The sequence below is a fragment of the Legionella drozanskii LLAP-1 genome (genome assembly GCF_001467585.1).
Classification (GTDB): domain Bacteria; phylum Pseudomonadota; class Gammaproteobacteria; order Legionellales; family Legionellaceae; genus Tatlockia; species Tatlockia drozanskii.
Genome location: NZ_LNXY01000020.1, coordinates 871,948 through 895,510, shown reverse-complemented (window position 1 = coordinate 895,510; position 23,563 = coordinate 871,948). Strand labels below are relative to the sequence as shown.

The following is a 23,563-nucleotide window of genomic DNA, read 5'->3' as shown; positions in this document are numbered from 1 at the left end:
AAGCCTATCGAGAACCCCCCTCATGCTTCAGCTTTCTTGCTTGCTAAATTCTGTTTGATGCAAGCAAGAATAGAACTTTGATCTCCGTCTAGAGGTAGTACATGGGCTGAGTTTGGAAGCCAGTGAATATTAATATTCTCTTTATCTGCAAAGCGATCGGCAACTCGCCAGGAAGAAATGACCTCATCATGACATCCCAAGAATAAATCGGTGGGACAGGTGGGTATTTCGAATTGAAATTGCTGGATTAAGGTCAATATTTCAATGATGGTTGTAATTGGTAATTGCCGATAAGCAATTTCGCAGTTTTCAGAACTGTATAAATTGCCTGCGGCTGAGCGTATTTTTCTGAAACCTAGCCAATTTAATGCTTTGGCTATTTTAAGCCAATGGTTCAATCCTAAGCGTAAATCGAGTGCGGGCGCTAATAAATAAAGATGATGTAAATTGAATCGTGTACTCAAATGACAGGCTAATATACCGCCCAATGAAAGCCCCATCACGTCAACTTGAGTGAATTGCTTGGTTAAAAATTCACAGGTTTGTTCAGTTTGTGAAATCCAATCCTCGGCTTTGGTATTCGCAAATGAATCAAGATTTTCTGCATGGCCTATTAACGCAGGGCAGACGACAGCATCATAGTAAAGAGTAAGCGAAGGAAGTAAAAGGCGAAAAACCGCCGGTGAAGATGAAAAACCATGCAGTAACAATAAAGCACGATGAGTTTTACTATTCCTCTGTTCGATTGGCGCTAAAAGAAAAGAGTCTTGTTGATTTAAGGTAAACAGTTGTTTCCCTTGACGCATGCAGCGGAAGGCATCGATATTCATAAATTCCCTTTGATTAAAAATTTTGCAAAAAAACAGTAAATAAAGCATAACGATAATTTTCAGTATTCTCAATTTGCTATGATTAAAAAATACCTTGATCTAAGCTGGCAAAAGAGGTCATCTATTAATAAAAAATAATACTCGGCTTAGGATTTAGAAATCGCTATGGATTATAATAATAAGTAGACTAATTTTAGCTAAAAAATAGCGCGCTGTCTTATGTGCTATGTTTAAATTAATAGATTAAATGAATTTTGAAGTAAAGGTGATTATATGGTTGATACAGCAGGCGGTACCGGTGGTACTGGGGGTGGTACAGGCGGTGGTACCGGGGGACAACAAGACAGCACTAAGAAAGGGGCGCCGCCAACTACCGCTAAAAAGGGGCAGCAGCCTAAGCCCAATCAGAAACCGCAACAAAATACACCACTACCAAAACCCTCACCCAAAAAAGATGAGGATGATGATCAGGACTTATATAAAGTCCATATGAGAATGCTGCTAAGAACCTCTGAAGCCATGCAAGATGCCATGTCTAATTTAAGGAGTAGTATTGGTAGTTTTATAAAGGATTCTCTTGGTTCTCTTAAAGATAAGATAATGGGCAACAAGCCTAAAACCGATGAGCCTGATGATGCTGCTCAGAAGCAACAGCAGTCAGCTCAACCGGCCCAGCCCGCTCAACCAGCGCAGCCAGCTCAAGCAGCTGCTACTCCGGGAGTTGCTGCGCAAGCGGTACAAAATAATCCTACGCCAGATGCTGCGGCAGCAGATGGATTCGACGACGATCAAGTATTAGAAGAAGAGCAAGGACAGCACGAAGAGCTAGAAGAGGAAGATGAAGAACAAGAGGATAATGAAGACGATGTGGTGGACCTAGCAGAGGAAGCGCCCGAACCTAACGGAGCAGACTGGGAAGATGAAGAATTAGCTGAACTAGAAGAGCCAGGCGATGAGGAAGATCAAGAGGTAGAAATGGAGCCGTTTGAGGCTGAGGAACTGGCCGCTTCAAATACTGATGACTATAGTGCTGCAGCTCAGAGTGTTAATGGTACGGGAGCAAGTGACGAGAGTCAGGACGCCGCAGTTTCTGAAATTGGGCAGTCTTTGGGTGGTGGGGTCTAATATCTCCAATATTCTTAAAAAAGAAGGGCCTTGTAGCCCTTCTTTTTTGTTTAAGTGGTTTTAACCTTCTAGCAGCTTATGTGGCAAGCTTTCTAACCTACCGGCTTGGGTAACCAGAACATAATTGAGTTTGCGTTGAAGCTCACTTATGGTATCTGAACCAGCATAGGTTAAACCTGAACGCAAACCGCCAATGATATCTGCAATAATTGCATCATGAGTATCACGATATGGAACTTCCGTCGCGACTCCTTCAGCGGTTTTCCATTCCTGCATTTGGCCTAAAAAGTCTTCTTGTGCTTCACGGGATGCCATACCACGATAGCGCTTGACTTGTTTGCCATTTTCTTTAGTAATGACTTCTCCCGGCGTCGGTTCCGTGCCTGCCAGCATTCCACCAATCATGACAAAATCCGCACCAAATGCCAGTGCTTTAACAATATCACCGGAGGTGCGAATACCGCCATCAGCTACAATTGAGCGATCGGTGCGAGCGCAGTCTTGAATACAAGTAAGCATAGGAATGCCAAAACCGGTTTTGATACGAGTGCTGCACACTGAACCACCGCCTATACCTGCTTTAATAATATCAGCGCCGCAGGAAGCAAGATAATCAGCACCCGCGTAGGTTGCAACGTTTCCTGCCATAATACAGCGACTTCCAAGCAGTTTTCTTAGATTTTTTAAGGTCTTTCCGACGTATTTCGCATGCGCATGAGCAACGTCCACGCAAAAATAATCTGCTCCGGCATCACGCAAAGCTTCTGCACGTTGTAATTCCAAATCAGTACAGCCAACTGAAACAAAGACTGGTCCTACACAACGCTTAAACTCCACAATATTATCTTCAATGCTTAAAAAACGGTGTAAAGCGCCAATACCACCTTTACTGTGCATGAAATTGGCCATTTTACTTTCAGTGATGGTATCCATATTAGAACTAATCACTGGTAATTGAACGTTAAGCTTGCCTAGTCTGTCGGACATACCGATATCAACGACTCGTCTAGACTCATGATGATTATAAGCAGGAACTAACAAAACATCATCGAAAGTGATGGCTTGATTGTTCATGAGGTATCCTCTCTAAAAGCACAGTTATTGGGCAGGTATTATATACCCAAGTAATTTTAACTCAATCTCCCCCTATAAATGCTCTGCTGCATAGAATGCAAGCCTTGAGCGTTCGCCTCGTGTTAAAGTCATGTGGGCGCTATGCTGCCAATGTTTGAACCGATCTACGGCAAAAGTCAGACCAGAAGTGGTTTCTGTTAAATAAGGCGTATCGATTTGTTTGATATCGCCAAGGCAAATAATTTTAGATCCAGGTCCGGCACGAGTCACCAGCGTTTTGATTTGTTTTGAAGTTAAATTTTGGGCCTCATCAATAATAATAAAGCGGTTTAGAAAAGTTCGACCGCGCATGAAATTGAGAGAGCGAATTTTGATTTTATTTTGCAGCAGATCCTGCGTTGCACCGCGTCCAAAACTGCCTCCTTCTTGCGAACCGTGCAGTACTTCTAAATTATCCATTAAGGCGCCCATCCACGGAGTCATTTTTTCTTCTTCAGTACCGGGTAGAAAACCAATATCTTCGCCGACAGGAATAGTGACCCTTGTCATTATAATTTCACTATAACGGTTTTGATCTAAAACTTGCGTTAAACCTGCGGCGATAGTTAATAATGTTTTTCCTGTTCCTGCTGAACCTTGAAGAGTGACGAAATCAATATCTGGGTCAAGAAGAAGGTTTAAGGCAAAATTTTGTTCGCGGTTACGCGCATTGATACCCCATACTGAATGCTTAGGATGACTAAAGTCACGAGCGAGTTGGACGACGACAGTCCCTTCATGAATTTCTTTTACAATGGCTTGAAATTGGCTGTCATTGGTACTGATACAATCATTGTAATTCCACTGATTCGTTAGTGGGCCACTGATACGATAAAACGTTTTCCCATCCTCCTTCCAAGCTTCCATGTCTTTACCATGGTTATCCCAGAAATCATCTTCGAGAATATGTAAACCGCTGTGTAAAAGATTTACATCATCTAACACTTTATCATTATAGTAATCTTCTGCAGGAATACCGAGAATTCCTGCTTTAATGCGTAAATTAATGTCTTTAGAAATAATAACAACTTGTCGCTCAGGATGTTGCTTTTGTAATCCTAAAGCAGTGGCAAGAATCGTATTATCTGCTTTGTGGCCCGGCAGTGAAGTGGGTCGAAGCTGTTCAAATTCATCCGTTTGAAAAAACAATCGACCACTACTTCTTTCTTTGTCCGAGGATGCAAAACTAGGGATGGTGAGACCAGCCACAATTTCTTTATGGCTGGCATTGCTCATGAGTTCAACCAACATACGGTTGGTTTGCCTCACGTTGCGTGCTACTTCAGAGATACCCGTTTTGTGAGTGTCCAATTCTTCTAATACGACCATGGGCAAGTAGATATCATGCTCTTCAAAGCGATAGATAGCCGTGGGGTCATGCATTAAAATATTGGTATCGAGTACAAAAAGTTTAGCCTCTCTTTTTTCATTATTCATGCTTCACCTTTAAGCTAAATTATTTATTGTGATGACGCTTGCCTACTCAGTCAAGCATTAATCCTGCCAAATATTCTAATAAATTGAATAAAAATAATGGGTTAAATAAAAGCGTTCACTCCTCTTTTTCTTTAAGATATTTGTAAATTTTCTAGAGTTTTCATCACTTCATCAACATGACCTTTAACGCTTACCTTTCGCCACTCGTATCGCAAAACACCTTGTGGATCAATAAGGAAAGTACTTCGTTCAATCCCTCTTACTTGTTTTCCGTACATGGATTTCATTTGAATGACATCAAAAAGTTGACACAAAATTTCCTCTTTATCACTGATTAATTCAAAAGGAAATTGTTGTGTACACTTAAAGTTTTCATGTGATTTTAAACTGTCACGAGAAACACCGAATATTTCGGCATTAAGCATTTTGAACTTTGCATAGGCTTCACGAAATTCTTGACCTTCGGTAGTGCAGCCTGGCGTTGCGTCTTTAGGATAGAAATATAAAATTAACCACTTACCTTTATAAGCACTTAGACAGGATTGCAAATCGCTAGTTGCGCTAAATGTTTGTGGGGGTAATTTATCGCCAACTTTCATGAGTCTCTCCTTAAAATTCAATAGGAATATCCTAGTGCAAAATAGAGGGTTTGCCTAATGGATAATTACTGGATGCACCATCGATTGTTTTCAGGATATATTTAGTTGCATTAGCAAGTTTGATCTTTTATAGTTTCGCGTTTGTTTAATAATAAAACTTATGGTTTTGATATTGACAGAGAGTTAGCTAATCTTTCAAAGGTTGATTAAATGTTAGATAAACAGAGTAGAGATCTTAAGCAAGTTTATACTGAATATGAAGAGGCAAAGCAGAAAAAACAGATTGAAGTAGAGATAAGAAAGGGTTCTGGAAATTATATCCATTTCATAGCTATCACCTTAGCTAAAGACAAGGAATATAAAGAGCTACGAGCTTTATTTGAATTATATGGCGGTAATTCAAAACTTCAATATGCTGCAATTATTGGGTTTGTGGAGGGAGCCGACCCTAATAAAGTAGAAGAGTATCGAGCTTTGTATCAAATTCCAGTCAACATAATCGCCCGAATCTATGCAAAATCATCTCCAGAAGGAACTGAAGTTCCTAGGTTTTATCAAATAATAGATAGATTAGTTGTACAAGGTGAAGTTGGTGAGAAGCTAATTGCCGTAATGGATAGGCTAGCTCTAGGTAAAAACAGTTGGAATCCCTATTGGATAGGATGTAGCGCAAAACTGGATGCGATTATTTCTGCTATTGAAAACTTAGAGAAAACTTCCAGCGATACAGAGTTCTGCCAGAATATTATTGATGCTTCAAGCGATCAGGATTCTGAGCTTTATAGAGCACTTAATATACCTAGAATAAGTCGAGTCACCTTTTGGGGGCAGTTTGGGTATGAAAGAAGTAAATCTTTAATTGCCGTACAAGAAACTTGTAATGTAACTCTACGCTAGAGCAATGAGCTCGGTGCATGCAATAACCTGCATGTAATTGCTCGCTTTTTAACTTTCGTGTGAGGCCAAAACCGGTGAATCATGTTCGCTGGATAATTTTTCAAGAATTATTCACCGAATCCAAGCGTTGTTCAACGCTAGCATTTCGCACTCGCTTGGGACTATGTATAATCAAACCATCCTACCTGAAGATACTGTTTTTGCTATCGCTTTTAAAAATTTCTCAGGCACAAAAATCAAATCGTAGGATGGGTATATTCACTTTTGGTTTAATAAATTAATTCGGGTGTCTTATGACTACCAAAAAACAAAATACAAGCATAGCGCTTAATAGAAAAGCACATTTTGACTACTTCATTGAAAATGACTATGAGGCCGGCTTAGTTCTCCAAGGTTGGGAAATAAAAAGTTTGCGTGCGGGCAAAATAAATTTATCGGATGCTCACGTCATTATAAAATATGGCGAAGCTTTTTTATTAGGCGCACAAATCCAACCCCTGCCGACAGCGGCGGCTCATCTTTTTCCTGAGGCTAATCGAACTCGCAAATTATTACTCAATCGCAAAGAGTTAAATCAACTCATTGGGAGCGTGGAACGCCAGGGCTATACCTTAGTTCCCTTGTCTCTTTATTGGAAGAATAACCGCGTAAAAATAAAGATTGCTTTAGCAAAAGGTAAAAAAACACACGATAAACGCGATACCATTAAGGACAGAGATTGGCAACGCGATCGCGCGCGCGTAATGAAGAAGCACAATTAGAGAGTGAGATAGCAGGTCTTAATGTCAGTTGGTTTTGGTTGTGGCATAATTCGCCAATTTTACGAACCTATCATCTAATCCTAAACTAAGAATATTAGGTGGTATAAAGGAGTAATTATGTGTGGGATCATAGGAGCAGTATCACAGCGTGATATTTCTAAAATCTTAATAGATGGATTAAAACGTCTAGAGTATCGCGGTTATGACTCTGCCGGTATTGCAGTGATTGATGCAGCAGGCCATTTAAAGCGAGTGAGAATACAAGGCAAGGTGCAAGCTTTAGCTGATGCCATACAAGAAACTGCTATATCAGGTACAGTTGGTATTGCCCACACCCGTTGGGCAACGCATGGAAAACCCTGCGAGCAAAATGCGCATCCTCATATGTCGCGCAATGAGATTGCTCTTGTGCATAATGGCATTATTGAAAACCACGACAGTTTACGCCTGAAATTACAGCAAGCGGGTTACGAATTTACTTCTGAAACGGATAGCGAAGTTGCTGCACACCTAATCCATTATTATTATCAACAACACGAAGATTTATTGCTTGCCGTGCAAGACGCTGCTCAAGAAATGCATGGTGCTTTCGCTTTAGGGGTAATTCATCAGCAACGGCCTCAAGAAATTGTCGCGATACGAAAGGGTAGTCCTTTAGTGGTTGGTTTGGGGATTGATGAGCTCTTTATTGCTTCTGATGCGCTTGCTTTGCGATCGTTTGCGCAAGCGGTGTTATATCTTGAAGAAGGAGATAGCGTACGTCTCATTAATGGCGAGGTTCAATTATTTGACGCAGCAAAGCAAAGAAGAGAGCGTAAAGTTTATCCACTGGATGGCGATAGCCATGCGATAACTAAAGGTCCCTATCGTCACTACATGCTGAAAGAAATCTATGAGCAAAGCAAGGTACTGGCGGACACTTTGGAAGGAAGAATTTCAAGTCAAGAGGTGCTACGCGCTAGTTTTGGTGAGCGAGCTTCCTCAGTCTTTAATCAAGTTAAACAAATTCACATTGTCGCCTGTGGGACGAGTTATCATGCCGGTTTAGTTGCTCGTTACTGGCTTGAATCCCTAGCTGGCTTGCCTACTTCTGTGGAAATCGCCAGTGAATACCGCTATCGGGATGTGGTTGTTTGCGATAAAACGCTTTTTATTACCGTGTCGCAATCCGGTGAAACAGCCGATACCCTGGCTGCTCTGCGTAAAGCAAAAGAAACCAATTATTTGGCTACTTTAGCCATTTGTAATGTAGCAACCAGCACTTTAGTCCGTGAAGCCGATTGCGTGTTTTTGACTCGAGCAGGGGTTGAAATTGGCGTCGCTTCAACAAAGGCATTTACTACCCAGCTCGCCGCTTTTCTGATGCTGTCCGCTGCTTTGTGTAAAGATGAGCGTGCGACCAAAGTCTTAACCCAGCTACAAGAATTACCTGCCTGTTGCGAACGGGTATTAAAAATGAGCGATGAAATAAAGTCTTTGGCTGCTACTTTTGTGCACAAAGAGCATGCGCTCTTTTTAGGTCGAGGTGTACAATATCCTGTCGCGCTAGAGGGTGCATTAAAATTAAAAGAAATTTCTTATATTCATGCGGAAGCCTATCCTGCTGGTGAACTGAAACATGGACCACTTGCTTTGGTTGATAAGAAAATGCCTGTTATTGCGATAGCACCCAATGACGAACTCCTCGACAAATTAAAATCAAATTTACATGAAGTGAGTGCTCGAGAGGGGCAATTAATCGTTTTTGTTGATGATTCACAAGCCTGGCAACCTAATGGTGCAAAGCTCATCCATGTTCCTACCTGCGGTCAATGGGTAGCACCAATTATTTATACAATTCCCTTACAATTATTGGCTTATCATGTCGCTGTCGCAAAAGGAACGGATGTTGATCAACCAAGGAATCTGGCGAAATCGGTGACTGTGGAGTGAGGGTGATTGCTTATTTGATTCTGTCAAGTTCAAAAACAAAAATACTCAAGCAAGCTTAGAGTAACTACATTATTGCGGTATTTGTGCATTCAGATTGGCTAAAATTCGCAAAATGAAAAGTAATCAGTATATAATAACTGGGTTTTTTTATCATGTTTTACGGGGATGTGAATGGCTCAAAAGATACAAGCCTCAGCAGCAATTATAGCGCAGGAGCTTAAAGTCAAAGTGTCGCAAGTCGCAACGGCAATAGACTTATTGGATGAAGGTGCAACGGTTCCTTTTATTGCCCGCTATCGCAAAGAGGCGACAGAAGGGCTTGACGATACTCAATTGCGATTACTTGCTGAACGGTTGCACTATATACGAGAATTGGATGAGCGCAGAGAGGTCGTGCTCCAATCCATTCGTGAGCAAGAAAAATTAACACCAGAGCTCGAAAAAGCTATTCTGGCTGCTGATAGTAAAACACGCTTAGAGGATTTATATCTTCCCTATAAACCAAAACGTCGGACTAAGGCACAGATCGCTAGAGAAGCGGGCTTGGAGCCTTTGGCCCTAGCTTTATGGCAAGATCCTACTCAAGATCCAGAAGCCTCTGCGCAGCAATTTATTAATGTTGAAGCCGGTGTTGAAGACACGAAAGCGGCGCTCGACGGAGCACAGCAAATTTTGATGGAGCTTTTTGCTGAAGATGCCGAGCTCATCAATGAACTGCGAGAGTACCTCTGGCAAAACGGTGTACTAAAATCAACCGGCAGTGCCGACAAGAAAGGAGCCGGTAACAAATTTGCCGATTATTTTGCATACGCTGAAGCGATTAAAAAGATTCCTTCACATCGTGCCTTAGCTCTGTTTCGTGGCCGACGCGAGAGTGTGCTGCAATTAGCCTTAACGCTTGATGATGTAGAATATGGCGAAAAACGAGTTTCTTCCTTCTTTAAAATCGCCAATGAAAATCGGGCAGCAGATCGGTGGTTGCTTGAGACAGTACGTCTAACTTGGAAAGTTAAATTATTTACCAAGCTGGAGTTGGAATTATTGGCTCGTTTGCGTGAATCCGCAGATGAAGAAGCAATTAATGTATTTGCCCGCAATTTACGTGATTTGTTGTTGGCAGCTCCAGCAGGTCCGCAAGTGACTATCGGACTCGATCCCGGAATTCGTACTGGTGTTAAAGTCGTGGTTGTGGATATCACCGGTAAATTGTTGGATTACACCACAGTATTTCCCATGCCTCCTCAGAATGAATGGCATCAGGCTATTGCTGAGCTCGCTAAGTTAGCGGCTAAACACCATGTGAATTTATTCAGTGTGGGTAATGGTACTGGTTCAAGAGAAACTGAGCGCTTAGTGTCAGATCTAATTAAAATGTATCCTGATCTTAAGTTGTCCAAGGTAATTGTCAGTGAAGCTGGCGCTTCTGTTTATTCTGCCTCAGAATTAGCGGCGAAGGAATTTCCTGATTTGGATGTTACTTTACGCGGTGCAGTTTCTATTGCTAGACGTCTCCAGGATCCATTAGCCGAGTTGGTAAAAATCGAGCCGAAAGCGATAGGTGTTGGCCAATATCAACATGATGTGAATCAGAATCGTTTAGCGCGAAGTCTCGATGGTATCGTCGAAGATTGTGTGAATGCCGTCGGTGTTGATGTGAATACCGCTTCGGCAGCGCTCTTAACACGAGTTTCTGGTTTAAATGAAACACTCGCCAAAAATTTAGTGCAATATCGTGATGAGAACGGCGTTTTTGCCAATCGCGAGCAATTGAAAAATGTTTCACGAATGGGCGAAAAAACCTTCCAACAAGCGGCGGGTTTCTTACGAATTATGCAGGGTGATAATCCTCTGGATTCTTCCGCAGTTCACCCTGAAGCCTATCCTTTGGTGGAGAAAATACTCTCCGATCAAAAAGTGGACATTCGCCAAGTCATCGGTAATCGTGACTTATTACAAAGTATCAATGCAGAGCGTTATGTGAGTGGTGATTATGGGCTCCCAACAATCCGCGATGTGTTGCGTGAATTAGAAAAGCCTGGCCGCGATCCAAGACCGGAATTTAAAACAGCTAATTTCAAAGAAGGTGTGGAAGATATTAGCCATTTACATGAAGGAATGATTTTGGAAGGCGTGGTATCCAATGTCACCAATTTTGGAGCGTTTGTGGATATTGGTGTTCATCAAGATGGTTTAGTGCATATTTCTGCAATGACGAATCGTTTTATCACTGATCCACATGCTGTGGTGAAAGCCGGAGATATTGTGACGGTTAAAGTAGTTGAAGTGGATAAGGAACGACGCCGAATCGGACTGAGCATGAGATTGACTGAAGAAAAAGGGGCAGTGGTACAGAGGAAAGAAGTAAAACAGTCTCAGCCGATGAAAAAATCACAAGGATCCAAGAAAAAAGAGCTGGATAAAAAAGCTGAGGAAGCTAAGAAACCCGCCGCTGCTAAGAAAACTGTCTTTAACACCGCCATGGCCGATGCGCTGGCTAAATTAAAGCGTGGTTCCTAAAATGGCAACTGCTCCACGCGGCGAAGTGACTATTCAAACGCTGGCAATGCCAGCGGATACCAATGCCAATGGCGATATTTTTGGTGGTTGGCTCGTTTCACAAATGGACTTGGCCGCAGGAGTGCTGGCTAAAAGAATATCGCGTGGCCGTGCAGCGACAGTCGCTATCAACTCTATGAGTTTTCTTAGACCCGTCCATGTTGGGGACGTGGTAAGTTGTCATGTGGAATTAAGCAAATGCGGTAAAACCTCGATGACCATTGATGTTGAAGTTTGGACAATGCGCTCGGATAGCGGAGAACATCTTCAAGTCACTGAGGGATCTTTTGTTTTTGTTGCTATTGATGAAAAGGGCGAGCCAAGACAGGTATATGATAAAAAATGACCGCTGATCTGCAGAGTTTGAAAGAGTGGATCCAAGCGATGGCTACTTTAATTGAACAAAGTGCCGAACCTGATCCACAACATTACACGCCTTTTTTACAAGAACCTAATCTGTCTTTACGCCTCGTCGAATTAATTGAAACTCTTGCTGATGAAGTAGATCAAGAGCAAGCCTATTATTCTGCTTGTGTGTTTGCCTTAGACATTTGTGTCGCTCAATTGCAATCCGCGCAAGAAAACGGGTCTAAACCCGCTGGTAAAACCTTAGATCAATTAATGTCCAAAATTACCCAAGCAATAAATAAAGGTGAACACAGTTTGAGTTTTTGGCTACCTATTTTAAACGCCTTTTATGAAGTTCATGTGGAACTATCCCCAGAATTGAAACATGCTTATCTAGATTTAGCGGGTCAGGAAGAAGATTTAATATCAGAAAATGAGACAGAACATTTAAATTCTATTCGCGAAATGATCGAGGAGTTGTCGGACTTATCGGTTTACGACATTGCGGAAAATTTTTTCGCCCAAAGCTATGCCATGCCTGCCGATTTCTTTACCGACCTTATTCTTGATCTCTACTCTATTGATGAAGGACAGGATATTGCGCTATTAACCTTGTTACATCCAAAGAAGGAAGTTCGTGAGGTTGTTGTTGCGACTTTCGAACATCTGATCGACAAAATTACCTTAAGCTCTGCTTCACTCTCGCGCTTAAAAAACATTAAAACCTGGTACCCTGCAAGTTATCACGAGCAATTTAATCAATGGATTAAAATTCAACGTAAGAAAGGGGTTGTTTTCAATACTGAAACTAAGAAACCATCGATACGAATTAAAGCCAGTGAAGTGGATGGAAGTGGGGCTCAGGGAATTTTTATCCATATCAAGATAAATAAAAAAAACCGGCTTGCTGGTTTATTACTAAAACAAGAGCTTGGTATTAAAGATGCCTGGATAACCCCTGAAATTGGTGCAAAAGAGGTTCATAAATATTACGACGAAGCCTTTGATGACAGTGTGACACTTCGTGAAGTTGATCTCTCTTACATAATGATGATAGTTGGACATTTTTTAGATTTGACTATCAGTCAAAATTTAATGCCTGATTTACACTTACTGGAAATACAGGAATTGATCGGCATTCATTTTCAACCTAACTCGATCAATATCCCCTATATTGTTGAAGATCTAAGTGTACAAATCAATCCTTTTACGTCTGAAGAGATGCAAGCGTCTTTCAAACGTTCCAAAACATGGATAAAAAATAAGCGTTTTGCTGAGTCCTGGTATATCGAAAATGCTCATGTTGATAAATTAGTTAATCGTTGCTGTACATTTGTTGAAGGTGTGAAAGTCTGCACTTTGGTAGATGCAAGAACGGAGGTTTTTGAACATGAGCTGGAACCCCATCGAGATAGATGGCTTTTCCATTTTTTATGGACGGCATTATGGGCGCGGTCAAAAATACGTAAAAATGAAAAAATCTGGCAGGATAGTTTTTTTATCGCTTATGCAATTTATACCGGCCATCCCTTGGTCGACATACCCATTATGCATGAAATTTGTCATCAAACGGTGTTAAACAGCATCGAAACAATGCAGGATCGCCGCACTTATCTGAATAAAGAATAAAGCAGGCGAGGGGAGAAGAGCATGGTTGCTAAGCAAAACCTGTGTTTATATTACGAAAATGCGCTTGCCTTGCATTTGCCAGCCACTTATTCTTCGGATCTGGAACTGATCAACATCTATCTGGGTAAAAGAAATTATTATTTCCTGGCAACCATCACTCCATTTAATGATGGTGCTAGTAGTTTCTTATCAAAAAATAAATACTTATTAAATAAAACGCTGGCTCAAGCTAATTTTCCTGTTCCTCATGCAATTGCAATGAGCAAAGAAGAGTATAGCGCTTATCCTTTAGAAGAATTGATCGCAGGTCTTAATTTTCCATTGGTGGTAAAACCTCTGAATTTGGGTCGAGGAAGAGGGGTTTTATCGAATATCAAAAACCTAAGCACACTCTCTAACTATCTTAATCAATCGTTTAATGAGCATCCAGTTCTGCAAATTGAAGAGTATCATGGTGGTTTAAAAGAATATAGAGTGTTGATTTTCCGGTCTAAAGTTATTGGGGTTGTAGAGCGTTTTGCGGCTAAAATAGTGGGTAATGGACAGAACAGCATTGCTGAATTAATTGATTTAGCGAATGAAGAAAGAGCCAGAATGAATGAAAATGAAAAGTTTCTCGCCTATAATCCTATGATTGTCGATGAAGAATATAAAAATTGTCTTAGCGATCAGGGCTTAGATCTTGATACGGTTGTGCCCGAAGGAAAAACAATTCAACTTTGTTACACCGTTAATACGGGTCGGGGTGGAGATATATTTTCACATGGTAAAAAAATACATCCCCAAAATGCGAAAGTTCTTTGTCAAATCGCTAAAAAAGTGGGATTAAATTATGTGGGTTTGGATGTTTTATGCGAAGATATTAATCAGTCCTTCGCCAGCACAAAATGGCTAATTCTTGAGGCTAATTTTAATCCTGATATTACACTCCATGAAGTACCTCCTCATGGCGAGCCAGTGAAAGTTACGAGAAAAGTGCTTAAATATTTGATTTTTCGCCATCCATTTTCCTATTTTTCCCATCTTTGTGCGAAAGGAAAGACGGCGATTTATCTCAAAGTAATACTAGTTATTGCGCTGGTTTTATTGTTAAGTTTTCTAGCTAGCTAAAATCTATTAATTCCCTCCCCAACCCTCCCGCGAAGGATATCATCTAATTATTCAGGTTCCTTGTGGCGGCGAGGGGGACAAATTGAGTTGTCTCCCTCAATTAGTAGGTTTGGCCTTGGCCCAACTTACGTGATCTATCCTAAATAGTTTGCTAAAGTTTGATAAAGAATCAAATGAATTGTCTATGATGCCTATAAAAAATCCTGAACGTTTTAGTAATCTTGCACCACAAAAAGAAACCCTTCCCGCGGAGCGCCTGCACAGAAAGCAAAAATTGGCCGCCGCATTTCGTATTTTTGGCAAATTAGGGCTATGCGAGGGAATAACAGGACATATTACTGTTCGCGATCCTGAATTCACTGATTGTTTTTGGGTTAATCCTTTCGGTCTGTCATTCAACCAAATCAAAGTATCTGATTTAATTTTAAGTAATAGTGAAGGGGAAATCATTGAAGGAAAACATAATCGGCTCAATCGAGCTGCCTTCGCCATTCACTCAAATATTCATAAAGCAAGACCCGATGTCATAGCAGCAGCCCATGCCCATTCACTTTACGGATCAACTTGGTCGACATTGGGGCGATTACTTGATCCAATCACTCAAACTGCTTGTGCGTTTTATGAGGATCATGCTTTATTTGATGATTACTCCGGGGTAGTTGTCGCTCTATCAGAAGGCGAACGTATCGCTACAACACTGGGGGGCATGAAAGCCGTGATACTAAAAAATCATGGGCTATTAACAGTCGGAGAGACCGTTGAGGCTGCTGCTTGGTGGTTTATTTCCATGGAACGGTGCTGCCAAATGCAAATACTCGCTGAGTCTACAGGAAATCCTCTAAAGTTGATTAAACGGGAAGTAGCAGAGCACACGAGAGATCAAGCCGTTGGTTTTCCTTTAATAGGTCAGTTTAATTTTGAACCTTTATGGCAGGATATTCTTGCTGATTGTCCGGAATTTATGGAGTGAATCACTTGCCGTCATTGCATTGTAGATTGGGTCTTAGCTCAACCTACTCATTAATATAATCTTTGAATAAATCTGACAAAATATTGACAGGATAAGAATATAAATGCTAGCCTGAAAACATCTTTTAACTTCGGAGAATTAATGATGGTACCGAATCAATGCTGGCGATTTTCTTTTGCAGCCTCTCAACAATCTATTTTCATTTCAGTAAGCAAATCCTCTTCTTTCTTCACCGCTACCACCACAACCACCACCGCTTAATCAAACGATTTTATTTCATATTTTTATAAACAAAAAAATTAAAATGCTCATGTTTTTTTAAACATTTTGCGCGCATAAGTTTTTATTAAATTTAGGTGGTCAATCATGATATCTAATCATTTTTATTCTATTCATAAATTTGGTGGTTCTAGTCTTGCAAATGCAAGAAAATTTAGAGAAATCGAGACATTGCTGGCCGGTAATAAAGAAATCATCGTCGTTTCAGCCACACAGGGAACTACTTCCTCTCTGCAATCGGCTCTTGACGAAGCAAAATCTAGCCTGGCCTATATCGAAATTTTAGAGAAAATAGAAGAAAACCATTTCTCTCTAATCAATGAATTAGCAATCGAGAAAACGAATCTTATTACGACGATTCAAAATGATTTTTTTAAAATAAAGGATATTTTATATGCGGTTTATTTAACTGGCTCTTATTCAAAAGAAGTGCAAAATCTCATTTTAGGTTATGGTGAATTATGGTCGGCAAATATCTTAAATGGATATCTTGGTCAGAATAATAAAGTTTCATTTTTGGATGCCTCAAAAGTCTTATTTATTTATGAAAAAGAAGGGGTGATTTGTATCGACTGGGAGAAAAGCAGAACGGCCTTATCTACTTATATGGAATCTGCTGATTTTAATCAACTTGTTATTACTGGATTTATTGCTTCATCAATAGATGGAAAAAGAACTATTTTAGGAAGAAATGGCAGTGATTTTTCTGCGGCTATTTTTGCAAATTTATTTGATGCAAAACTACTAACAATTTGGACTGATGTGGATGGAATTTATAGCGCAGATCCGAATCTTGTGCGCTCTGCATTTATGATTGAGTCCTTATCTTACAAAGAAGCGCTTGAGCTTGCTTATTTTGGTGCGAAAGTTTTACATCCGATGACCATCGCACCGCTTGTGGAAAAGCAAATTCCTTTATTTATCAAAAATAGTTTTAATCCACAGTCAAAAGGAACGCTTATTTCAGCTCAACCAGAAAAATCGACGCAGCTCATTAAAGGTATAAGTTGCATTGAAAAGGTAGCCTTGATCAATATCGAAGGTAGTGGTCTTATTAGTGTTTCTGGGCTGACTTCACGTGTTTCAGATATTTTATATCGAGCCCAGATTAGAGTTTTGCTGATTTCGCAAGCGAGTTCTGAACATTCGATATGCCTTGCCGTTCCCAATTTATTGCTCAATAAAGCACTCGATGCGTTGTTTGAGCATCTTCATGCAGATATCGAACGTAAGCACATCGCAGGAATTTATGCTCGGCTAGATTGCGCCATTTTATCCGCGGTAGGAGACGAAATGGTAGGATCTATTGGTGTCGCTGGCCAGTTTTGTACTGCTTTAGCAAAAGCGAATATCAATATCTGTGCTATTTCACAAGGTTCATCAGAGCGCAATATCTCGGCGGTTATCAAAAATACAGAGATCAAAAAGGCAATGCAAGCTGTGCATGCTGGGTTTTACCTTTCGCGTAAAACGCTGGCTATTGGCTTAATTGGTCCGGGAGCCGTAGGAAAAAAATTACTGCAACAACTGCAAGAAACGATAAATCAATTAAGCACTGCCTATCAGATGAATCTCCAAGTCTTAGGGATTATGGATAGTCAGAAAATGTGGTTAAGTGATAGGCCGATTCATCTAGAGCATTGGCAAGAGAGTTTTGCTAACCAGGCCGTCAAAGCCGATCCGGCAAGTTTTATTGCGCATTTCGCTCAGGGATCGATTCCGCATAATGTGATTATTGATTGCACTGCAAGTCAAGCCGTCGCTCATAAATATCAGTCTATTTTGCAACAAGGCATTCATGTTATTACACCAAATAAGCATGCTAACGCTGATGATTTATCGTATTACAAGCAATTAAAAGCGCTGAGAAATTTAAATAATCATTATCTCTACGAAGCGACTGTTTGTGCAGGTTTACCAGTGATTTCGACTTTACAAGATCTCATCAAAACAGGGGATGTGATCGAAGAAATTGAAGGCGTTTTGTCAGGAACTTTAAGTTATATTTTTAATGAAATGGCAAAAGGACGTTCATTTTCTTCAGTGGTGATTGATGCAAAAAATCGAGGATTTACTGAACCAGATCCTCGTGAAGATTTATCTGGAATGGATGTGGCAAGAAAACTGGTTTGTTTAGCCCGCGAAATAGGTCATGACTTGAGTTTGGATGAGGTGGCGATTTATGACTTAGTTCCCGCGGAATTAAAAGATTGTGATCTGGCAGCCTTTCTCGCTAATTTAACTAACTATGATCATGCAATGGGCGAATGGCTAAGGCAAGCAAAAACTAAAAATCAGCATTTGCATTACGTTGGTTCCATCAATCGAGAAGGCAAATTGCAAGTAGCCATCAAATCCTTACCCAAAGAACATCCATTTTCTAGACTTGAAGGAACGGATAATATGATTATTTTTCGCACTAAAAGATACCAGGAGAGACCTTTGATTATTCAAGGCCCAGGTGCAGGTGCAGAAGTCACCGCTGCAGGTATTTTTGCTGATTTATTACGTTTAGTCTCTTTTTTGTCGTGAGGGGGAAATATGATTAATTCAGAAATACAGCGCGCCAAGGCCTTTGCCCCGGCCACTTGTGCGAATGTGGGTGTTGGATTTGATATTTTGGGTTTTGCCCTTGAAGGGGTTGGGGATGAAGTCACGCTGATTAAGCGTGACGACCACAGAATTGTGATTGAATCCATCGATTCCCCAGATAATTTGCCATTGGCTAATGATAAAAATACGGCGTCCTTGGTTATTGAAAAATTTTGTTCAAGCTTAAACTTAGATCTTGGCTTTTCAATTCATATTAAAAAAGGGATCCCCCTGTGTTCGGGGATGGGTGGTTCAGCGGCTTCCGCTGTTGCTGCTTTGATTGCCTGCAATGCATTTCTGCAATCGCCATTGTCACTTTATGAATTAGCAGAGTTGGCTCGTTTAGGCGAGCAATTAGCGAGTGGAGAAGCGCATGCAGATAATATTATTCCCTGTCTTTTCGGTGGTCTTACTTTAATTCATTGCCAAGATCCTTTAAAAGTAATTCAGTTACCTACTCCGAAACTTTATTGCGTGCTTATTCACCCTCATTTAAAGGTATCTACTCGTGATGCCCGAAATGCGCTCGCAAAGGAAATTAGTTTAAAGAAACAGGTCCAACAGTCCGCTCAGTTAGCATCTTTTATTTCTGCTTTATACGAAAACGACTATCAACGGCTACAGCAATCAATGAATGACGTCATTATTGAGCCGCAACGTGCTCAATTTGTCCCGAATTTTTATAAAATCAAAGAGGCTGCTTTGCAGGCGGGGGCGTTAGGTATGTCATTTTCTGGCTCAGGTCCCGCTTTATTTGCTTTTGCGCGAACGATGAAAGAGGCCGAGCTCATTAAAGAGGCAATGCGTTTGCACCTGCAAGAGGAAAACCTTGGCTCTGACTGGTGGATTTCACCGATTAGTGAAAGAGCTGCTCGTCTGATTTAAGCAATATTGGAGACTATTATGTATTTTATCAGTACTCGTAATCAAACTACTCCAAGAGGCTTGTCTGCAGCCCTTGCCGAAGGTTTGGCTGCTGACGATGGCTTGTTTATTCCGCAACAAATGCCTACTTTCTCTCATTCTTCCTTTCCTGCGGGATTATTTTATCCTGAATTTGCAAATCGATTGCTCAGTTATTTTTTTAAAGATGATGCGCTTGCTCCTTCATTAATCCAATTCTGTAATCGGGCTTTTAATTTTCCTGTGCCCATGAAGCGACTCAATTCCAACACTTTCGTGCTCGAGCTGTTTCACGGCCCGACTTCGTCGTTTAAAGATTTTGGTGCGCATTTTTTAGCCGAATGCTTATCGGCGATTGCGGATTGTCGCAAGACGATTATGGTGGCCACTTCGGGGGATACTGGTTCAGCGGTCGCCAGTGCGTTTTATCGAAAATTAAATTATCGCGCTGTCATTCTTTATCCTAATGGTCAAATATCAGCTAAACAAGAACATCAAATGACTTGCTGGGGTGAAAATATTTTTGCTTTCGCGGTCGATGGTAGTTTTGATCAATGCCAGCAATTAGTTAAATCCGCTTTTAGAGATCCGCATTGGCAAGGGCCAGGATTGAGCAGTGCGAATAGCATTAACATCGGCAGGCTTTTGCCACAAATTGTTTATTATGCTTATAGCTCTATGGCGTTTTTTAGACAATATCAAGAGAAACCTGGGTTTATTATCCCGAGTGGAAATTTAGGAAATGCGACGGCCGCTTATTGGGCAAAAGCGATGGGTTTCCCAATAAGAGAGCTTGTTTTAACGACCAATGCTAATCGCGTTTTAGTGGATTATTTGCGGACTGAGAAATATCAAGCTCGACCCAGTATTGCCACCCTGGCTAATGCAATGGATGTGGGTAATCCCTCTAATCTCGAGCGCTTAGAGTATTTACTGGGCTCATTTAACGATTTTAAACAACAGGTCAAAGCGTTTAGCGTGAAAGACAAGGAAATCCAAAACACGATAAAACGGATTTATGATGAGGAGGCTTATATTTGCTGCCCTCATACAGCAACTGCATTTTATGCTCGCCAGCACTTAAAAGAACAACCCTGGATAGTCGTTGCAACCGCAGATCCCTGTAAGTTTGATAAGGTGATTGAGCCTATTATTAACGCCAAAGTTCCCCTATCACCACAACTACAACGATTGTTGGCTAAACCGACTAAAATTCAACCTGTAGAGGCAAACCTTAATGCAATAAGGGCACTTATTGAATGATTTTTTAGAGAAAATCGATATAAAATAAGGCCTTGTGGATAAGTTTGCACAAAATTGGATTGATAGAGGAAAAAAAACACATAAAAATTAATAATCTTCTGATTTTAAAAGGATTTCAATGGCAAAGCTTATTATCCTTTAATCCACAAATTCTGTGGATAACTCTGTGGGTTTCTAGTTGAATTCTTGAAAAAACTTGAGCTTAGCTTCCTGCTCTGATTTATACCAACATGAACCCGCGAGAGAGGCGTACAAAATGGAGTAACTGTCTTTTAAGACTTTTGCTACGCTAGTCTACAAATCCCCGTGGCTTGACCACGGTTTTTCCATTTTCAATTGGGCTAGGAGCGGCATGAACCCCGCGATCAAAGCCGCTGGGATTCGCTGTGCTAAATAGACGATATTCTCAAGACAGATTCTACATTTTGCGTGACAAAATGGCTCAAGTCATTGTCTTATTAGCCTGCTTTTTATATGATTTCGCATCGAAACTCATCTACAATAGTCTATGCTTGATCAAATCGCCCAAGCTTTTCTTTTTTTCAGCAATGACATTATTATCATTCCTTTGCTTATTATGGGCTTTATCTGGCTAAATAGGATCACTTTTTACCATGCTGTTTGTTTAATTTTTCTAACGATCCTGGTGAATGTTGCATTAAAACTGAGCTTTCAAGTTCCTCTCTCTCCTGCCTTGCATAAAAAGGGGTATGCTTTTCCTAGTGGGCATATGCAGCTAGTGACTACTTTGTATACCTGGCTAGCTTTTAGGGTAAAAAATTGGTGGCTCAGCCTAGCCATAGCAGCTTTATTAATTGGGATAGCCTTAAGCTTGGTGCATTTTGGTTACCATACCTATTATCAAGTCCTTGCCGGTGCCTTTTTCGCATTGCTATTGCTCATAAGTTATTATTTCGCTTTTTTGAAATGGCCTAAAAATACGCCTTGGTATATCTTAGGCGCAGCCACCCTGTTAATGGCTTATATGTATTGGCGTGCTGGCGAAATATTAAGCTATGTTTGGGTTAGCTATTATGGTCTTTGGGGACTCACAATTGCTGAGCAAATTGCTAGTAAAAAAGTGGTGGCCGCTTTTCGATCGCATAAATTATTAGCTACTTTGCTGTGTTTGGTCGCCCTATTGTTAGTTCAACTGTTTTTTCATTACCTAATCAATAATCAATACTCAGCTATCTATCAATTACAATGGTTATTGGTTGGGTTCATTGTTCCTTGTGTCAACTTTTGTGCGACAGGATTTATTAGCCGAATAAAAAAGAAAGAGATTTAGGATAATAACTTACAGGTTTGCATCGGGGGTTTTAACAGATTCTTCAGATTCCTCTTTTAAACTGATTGCCAGTTTTTGCGTCGAATCCGACATTTGACTCCAATTAGCCTCTTTAAAATCAACAACGGTAAGCCTTGAATTGGTATACAGAGTAAAACAAATAGCTTCCCCACTTTTGAAACCAATCAAATCAACTTGATTATATTCTTCACCTTCTTTATCAGCACATCTTAGTTCACTAATGTATAAGTTTTGCGCCATCATTGTTTTGAGGTCTACGAAGGGCCCATCAGTTCTTTTTTGGTTAGTCGGGCGATTGAGATAGGTTTTGATTGCTGCATTCAGAAACATCACGGTCCCGTCTAGATGGGCTTGGTTTTCGAGGGTTTTAATGGTCATATAATCCCCTTTTAAAAACTCAACTCTTTCTAGTATAGACAGAATTCAACTAAGGGAAGGCCAATAGCTCGAATATTTTATTCATTTATCGTATGAACAAATCTTTGCTACAGTTAAGGATAGGCATTTTATATTGACCAAGACTTAATTGCTTAGAATTTAAAATGCTGCGACAGGTACTATAAAATCAAACTCAAATAGGCTGTGTGGATATATATGGATTTTTCGTTAAATTTATTTATTATCATCGCTGATCAATGCATGTTGTTCATTATCAACATGTTGGTAGCTCGTCATGCAGGTGAAGAGTTATTTGGTGATTTTTCTGTAGCGACCAGGTCGTTGTTGTTATTAGCAACCATTGTCACCTTCGGTATCGACTCAATCATTGCCTATTATGTGCCGAAATATTTTGTGCGAAAAAGATTCGATGATATCGCTGATTTAACCACCTCGTTGAGAACATTTTTGCAACCGATCTATAGGACGCTTTTCCTCGGCGGAGTCCTCTTAAGTCTTGCGATTATTGCATTGAGCCGTGCAATTGGGGATGTTAGTCTTTTCGAGATTTCGCATCCCTTTTTCCTATTTCTTTGGGGGGCTGTCGGTATCTCTTTATACTCAATATTTATTCAATTTTTTCGTGCCGTTGATTATATGCGCACGGCGATTCTTTTAAGTTTAACGCAAACAATATTTTATTTTCTACTCACTTTATTTACTTATTTTTTTCTATATCCAGTTCTATTTCATGATAATCGACATTATTTTCCGCACGTGATGCTGATTGGTTTTATTCTAAGTTATGTACTTATTGTATGGGTGTCTTTCGCGATTGAGAAAAAAACAGAATTAAAGGAGCTTTATTACAAAAAAGGTGTGATGGGTAGTTTGAACTGGAAAGAAAAAATGTATGGCTATACTTTGCAGAATTTGAATAGGTATGTCTTTTCTACCATTCCTTTATTGATGATTGAATTATTCGGTTCTGGAAAAGAATCCGTTGGATTATTTTCAGCGATAGTGTCTATTGTTTCTTTGGCATTTATCGCCCTGAATCCCATTGGTATTTTGATTGGGCCGGAGATTTCTGCTGCCTTTGCACAAACCCGCGAGGTTTTAAAGAAAACAGTGACTAAGTATATATTACTCAGCTTTTTAGTGTCCCTGGTTGTTGTATTGATTGTTGCCTTTAGTGCTAAGGAGATTCTTCTGCTGTATAAATCAGGTTTTATTAGAGCGCTACCCTATACTTATTTTTGCTTAATTAATATTATTACTTTCTCTATTTCTATGCCTTTATCCAGGGTGATTCAGTATTCAAAACGGGGAAATAAAATAGGGGCAAAATTAACTATTGCTATGTTATCGTTGCAATTTTTGGCCTGCCTTATTTTAATTCCTTTATACGATTTGATGGGAGCAGTTATTTGTTTTGTAGGGATCAATATTGTATACAATATAACAATGATTTATCTGGCAATTAAAATTTATCACAGTGATCCTTTCGGCCAAGAAGTGATTTAGCC

Annotated in this window: 19 protein-coding genes; 14 read left to right on the top strand and 5 right to left on the bottom strand. The window is 40.3% G+C overall.

Annotation, left to right across the window (positions count from 1 at the left end):
- Positions 1–20: 20 nt before the first annotated feature.
- On the bottom strand, positions 21–830 hold the full coding sequence (locus tag Ldro_RS08330) for an alpha/beta hydrolase (protein WP_058496096.1): 810 nt from the start codon (positions 828–830) through the stop codon (positions 21–23).
- 273 nt (positions 831–1,103) lie between these two features.
- On the opposite strand from Ldro_RS08330, the gene Ldro_RS08325 reads away from it, so the two are divergent.
- Entirely contained in the window at positions 1,104–1,955 is an 852-nt protein-coding gene (locus Ldro_RS08325) for a hypothetical protein (RefSeq protein ID WP_058495930.1), read from the top strand.
- Positions 1,956–2,015: 60 nt separating this feature from the next.
- Here the strand turns inward: Ldro_RS08325 and Ldro_RS08320 are convergent, their stop codons facing one another.
- The 3 genes from Ldro_RS08320 to Ldro_RS08310 all read right to left on the bottom strand — a co-directional run bounded on the left by Ldro_RS08320 (position 2,016) and on the right by Ldro_RS08310 (position 5,104).
- Complete coding sequence (locus tag Ldro_RS08320; RefSeq protein ID WP_058495929.1) at positions 2,016–3,029, bottom strand: guanosine monophosphate reductase; 1,014 nt, start codon at positions 3,027–3,029, stop codon at positions 2,016–2,018.
- 72 nt (positions 3,030–3,101) lie between these two features.
- On the bottom strand, positions 3,102–4,505 hold the full coding sequence (locus Ldro_RS08315; RefSeq protein ID WP_058495928.1) for a PhoH family protein: 1,404 nt from the start codon (positions 4,503–4,505) through the stop codon (positions 3,102–3,104).
- Between the two features lie 131 nt (positions 4,506–4,636).
- Entirely contained in the window at positions 4,637–5,104 is a 468-nt protein-coding gene (locus tag Ldro_RS08310; protein ID WP_058495927.1) for a peroxiredoxin, read from the bottom strand.
- A gap of 210 nt (positions 5,105–5,314) precedes the next feature.
- Here Ldro_RS08310 and Ldro_RS08305 point away from each other — a divergent pair, with 210 nt between their 5' ends.
- The 12 genes from Ldro_RS08305 (at position 5,315) to Ldro_RS08250 (ending at position 21,635) form a co-directional block, all read left to right on the top strand.
- Positions 5,315–6,001: a hypothetical protein gene (locus tag Ldro_RS08305; RefSeq protein ID WP_058495926.1), complete on the top strand. Its 687-nt coding sequence runs from the start codon at positions 5,315–5,317 to the stop codon at positions 5,999–6,001.
- 293 nt (positions 6,002–6,294) lie between these two features.
- On the top strand, positions 6,295–6,762 hold the full coding sequence (gene smpB, locus Ldro_RS08300) for an SsrA-binding protein SmpB (protein WP_058495925.1): 468 nt from the start codon (positions 6,295–6,297) through the stop codon (positions 6,760–6,762).
- 117 nt (positions 6,763–6,879) lie between these two features.
- Positions 6,880–8,694, top strand: a complete 1,815-nt coding sequence (glmS, locus tag Ldro_RS08295) for a glutamine--fructose-6-phosphate transaminase (isomerizing) (protein WP_058495924.1) — start codon at positions 6,880–6,882, stop codon at positions 8,692–8,694.
- Between the two features lie 171 nt (positions 8,695–8,865).
- The gene (locus Ldro_RS08290; RefSeq protein ID WP_058495923.1) at positions 8,866–11,211 is read left to right on the top strand and encodes a Tex family protein; all 2,346 of its coding nucleotides are present in this window, start codon (positions 8,866–8,868) and stop codon (positions 11,209–11,211) included.
- Between the two features lies 1 nt (position 11,212).
- Entirely contained in the window at positions 11,213–11,596 is a 384-nt protein-coding gene (locus tag Ldro_RS08285; protein WP_058495922.1) for an acyl-CoA thioesterase, read from the top strand.
- Entirely contained in the window at positions 11,593–13,227 is a 1,635-nt protein-coding gene (locus tag Ldro_RS08280) for a hypothetical protein (protein WP_058495921.1), read from the top strand. The genes Ldro_RS08285 and Ldro_RS08280 overlap by 4 nt, the downstream gene beginning before the upstream one ends.
- A 21-nt stretch (positions 13,228–13,248) precedes the next feature.
- Positions 13,249–14,337 carry a hypothetical protein gene (locus Ldro_RS08275; protein WP_058495920.1) on the top strand — a complete coding sequence of 363 codons (1,089 nt, stop codon included), beginning with the start codon at positions 13,249–13,251 and terminating at the stop codon, positions 14,335–14,337.
- Positions 14,338–14,521: 184 nt separating this feature from the next.
- On the top strand, positions 14,522–15,307 hold the full coding sequence (locus Ldro_RS08270; RefSeq protein WP_058495919.1) for a class II aldolase/adducin family protein: 786 nt from the start codon (positions 14,522–14,524) through the stop codon (positions 15,305–15,307).
- A 366-nt stretch (positions 15,308–15,673) separates the two neighbouring features.
- Positions 15,674–18,118, top strand: a complete 2,445-nt coding sequence (gene thrA / locus Ldro_RS08265; RefSeq protein WP_058495918.1) for a bifunctional aspartate kinase/homoserine dehydrogenase I — start codon at positions 15,674–15,676, stop codon at positions 18,116–18,118.
- Between the two features lie 9 nt (positions 18,119–18,127).
- Positions 18,128–19,063, top strand: coding sequence for a homoserine kinase (locus tag Ldro_RS08260; protein ID WP_058495917.1), 936 nt, complete (start codon positions 18,128–18,130; stop codon positions 19,061–19,063).
- Between the two features lie 18 nt (positions 19,064–19,081).
- On the top strand, positions 19,082–20,344 hold the full coding sequence (thrC, locus tag Ldro_RS08255) for a threonine synthase (protein WP_058495916.1): 1,263 nt from the start codon (positions 19,082–19,084) through the stop codon (positions 20,342–20,344).
- Between the two features lie 508 nt (positions 20,345–20,852).
- A complete protein-coding gene (locus Ldro_RS08250) occupies positions 20,853–21,635 on the top strand; it encodes a phosphatase PAP2 family protein (protein WP_058495915.1) in 783 nt (260 codons plus the stop codon).
- A 9-nt stretch (positions 21,636–21,644) separates the two neighbouring features.
- Here the strand turns inward: Ldro_RS08250 and Ldro_RS08245 are convergent, their stop codons facing one another.
- Complete coding sequence (locus tag Ldro_RS08245; protein WP_058495914.1) at positions 21,645–22,034, bottom strand: hypothetical protein; 390 nt, start codon at positions 22,032–22,034, stop codon at positions 21,645–21,647.
- A gap of 216 nt (positions 22,035–22,250) precedes the next feature.
- Here Ldro_RS08245 and Ldro_RS08240 point away from each other — a divergent pair, with 216 nt between their 5' ends.
- On the top strand, positions 22,251–23,561 hold the full coding sequence (locus tag Ldro_RS08240) for an MATE family efflux transporter (RefSeq protein WP_058495913.1): 1,311 nt from the start codon (positions 22,251–22,253) through the stop codon (positions 23,559–23,561).
- The last annotated feature ends 2 nt before the right edge of the window (positions 23,562–23,563 follow it).

Bases quoted from the DNA above. Each gene is read 5' to 3' on its own strand.
- Ldro_RS08330 (WP_058496096.1), bottom strand. From the start codon at position 830: ATGAATATCGATGCCTTCCGCTGCATGCGTCAAGGGAAACAACTGTTT.
- Ldro_RS08325 (WP_058495930.1), top strand. From the start codon at position 1,104: ATGGTTGATACAGCAGGCGGTACCGGTGGTACTGGGGGTGGTACAGGC.
- Ldro_RS08320 (WP_058495929.1), bottom strand. From the start codon at position 3,029: ATGAACAATCAAGCCATCACTTTCGATGATGTTTTGTTAGTTCCTGCT.
- Ldro_RS08315 (WP_058495928.1), bottom strand. From the start codon at position 4,505: ATGAATAATGAAAAAAGAGAGGCTAAACTTTTTGTACTCGATACCAAT.
- Ldro_RS08310 (WP_058495927.1), bottom strand. From the start codon at position 5,104: ATGAAAGTTGGCGATAAATTACCCCCACAAACATTTAGCGCAACTAGC.
- Ldro_RS08305 (WP_058495926.1), top strand. From the start codon at position 5,315: ATGTTAGATAAACAGAGTAGAGATCTTAAGCAAGTTTATACTGAATAT.
- smpB (WP_058495925.1), top strand. From the start codon at position 6,295: ATGACTACCAAAAAACAAAATACAAGCATAGCGCTTAATAGAAAAGCA.
- glmS (WP_058495924.1), top strand. From the start codon at position 6,880: ATGTGTGGGATCATAGGAGCAGTATCACAGCGTGATATTTCTAAAATC.
- Ldro_RS08290 (WP_058495923.1), top strand. From the start codon at position 8,866: ATGGCTCAAAAGATACAAGCCTCAGCAGCAATTATAGCGCAGGAGCTT.
- Ldro_RS08285 (WP_058495922.1), top strand. From the start codon at position 11,213: ATGGCAACTGCTCCACGCGGCGAAGTGACTATTCAAACGCTGGCAATG.
- Ldro_RS08280 (WP_058495921.1), top strand. From the start codon at position 11,593: ATGACCGCTGATCTGCAGAGTTTGAAAGAGTGGATCCAAGCGATGGCT.
- Ldro_RS08275 (WP_058495920.1), top strand. From the start codon at position 13,249: ATGGTTGCTAAGCAAAACCTGTGTTTATATTACGAAAATGCGCTTGCC.
- Ldro_RS08270 (WP_058495919.1), top strand. From the start codon at position 14,522: ATGATGCCTATAAAAAATCCTGAACGTTTTAGTAATCTTGCACCACAA.
- thrA (WP_058495918.1), top strand. From the start codon at position 15,674: ATGATATCTAATCATTTTTATTCTATTCATAAATTTGGTGGTTCTAGT.
- Ldro_RS08260 (WP_058495917.1), top strand. From the start codon at position 18,128: ATGATTAATTCAGAAATACAGCGCGCCAAGGCCTTTGCCCCGGCCACT.
- thrC (WP_058495916.1), top strand. From the start codon at position 19,082: ATGTATTTTATCAGTACTCGTAATCAAACTACTCCAAGAGGCTTGTCT.
- Ldro_RS08250 (WP_058495915.1), top strand. From the start codon at position 20,853: ATGCTTGATCAAATCGCCCAAGCTTTTCTTTTTTTCAGCAATGACATT.
- Ldro_RS08245 (WP_058495914.1), bottom strand. From the start codon at position 22,034: ATGACCATTAAAACCCTCGAAAACCAAGCCCATCTAGACGGGACCGTG.
- Ldro_RS08240 (WP_058495913.1), top strand. From the start codon at position 22,251: ATGGATTTTTCGTTAAATTTATTTATTATCATCGCTGATCAATGCATG.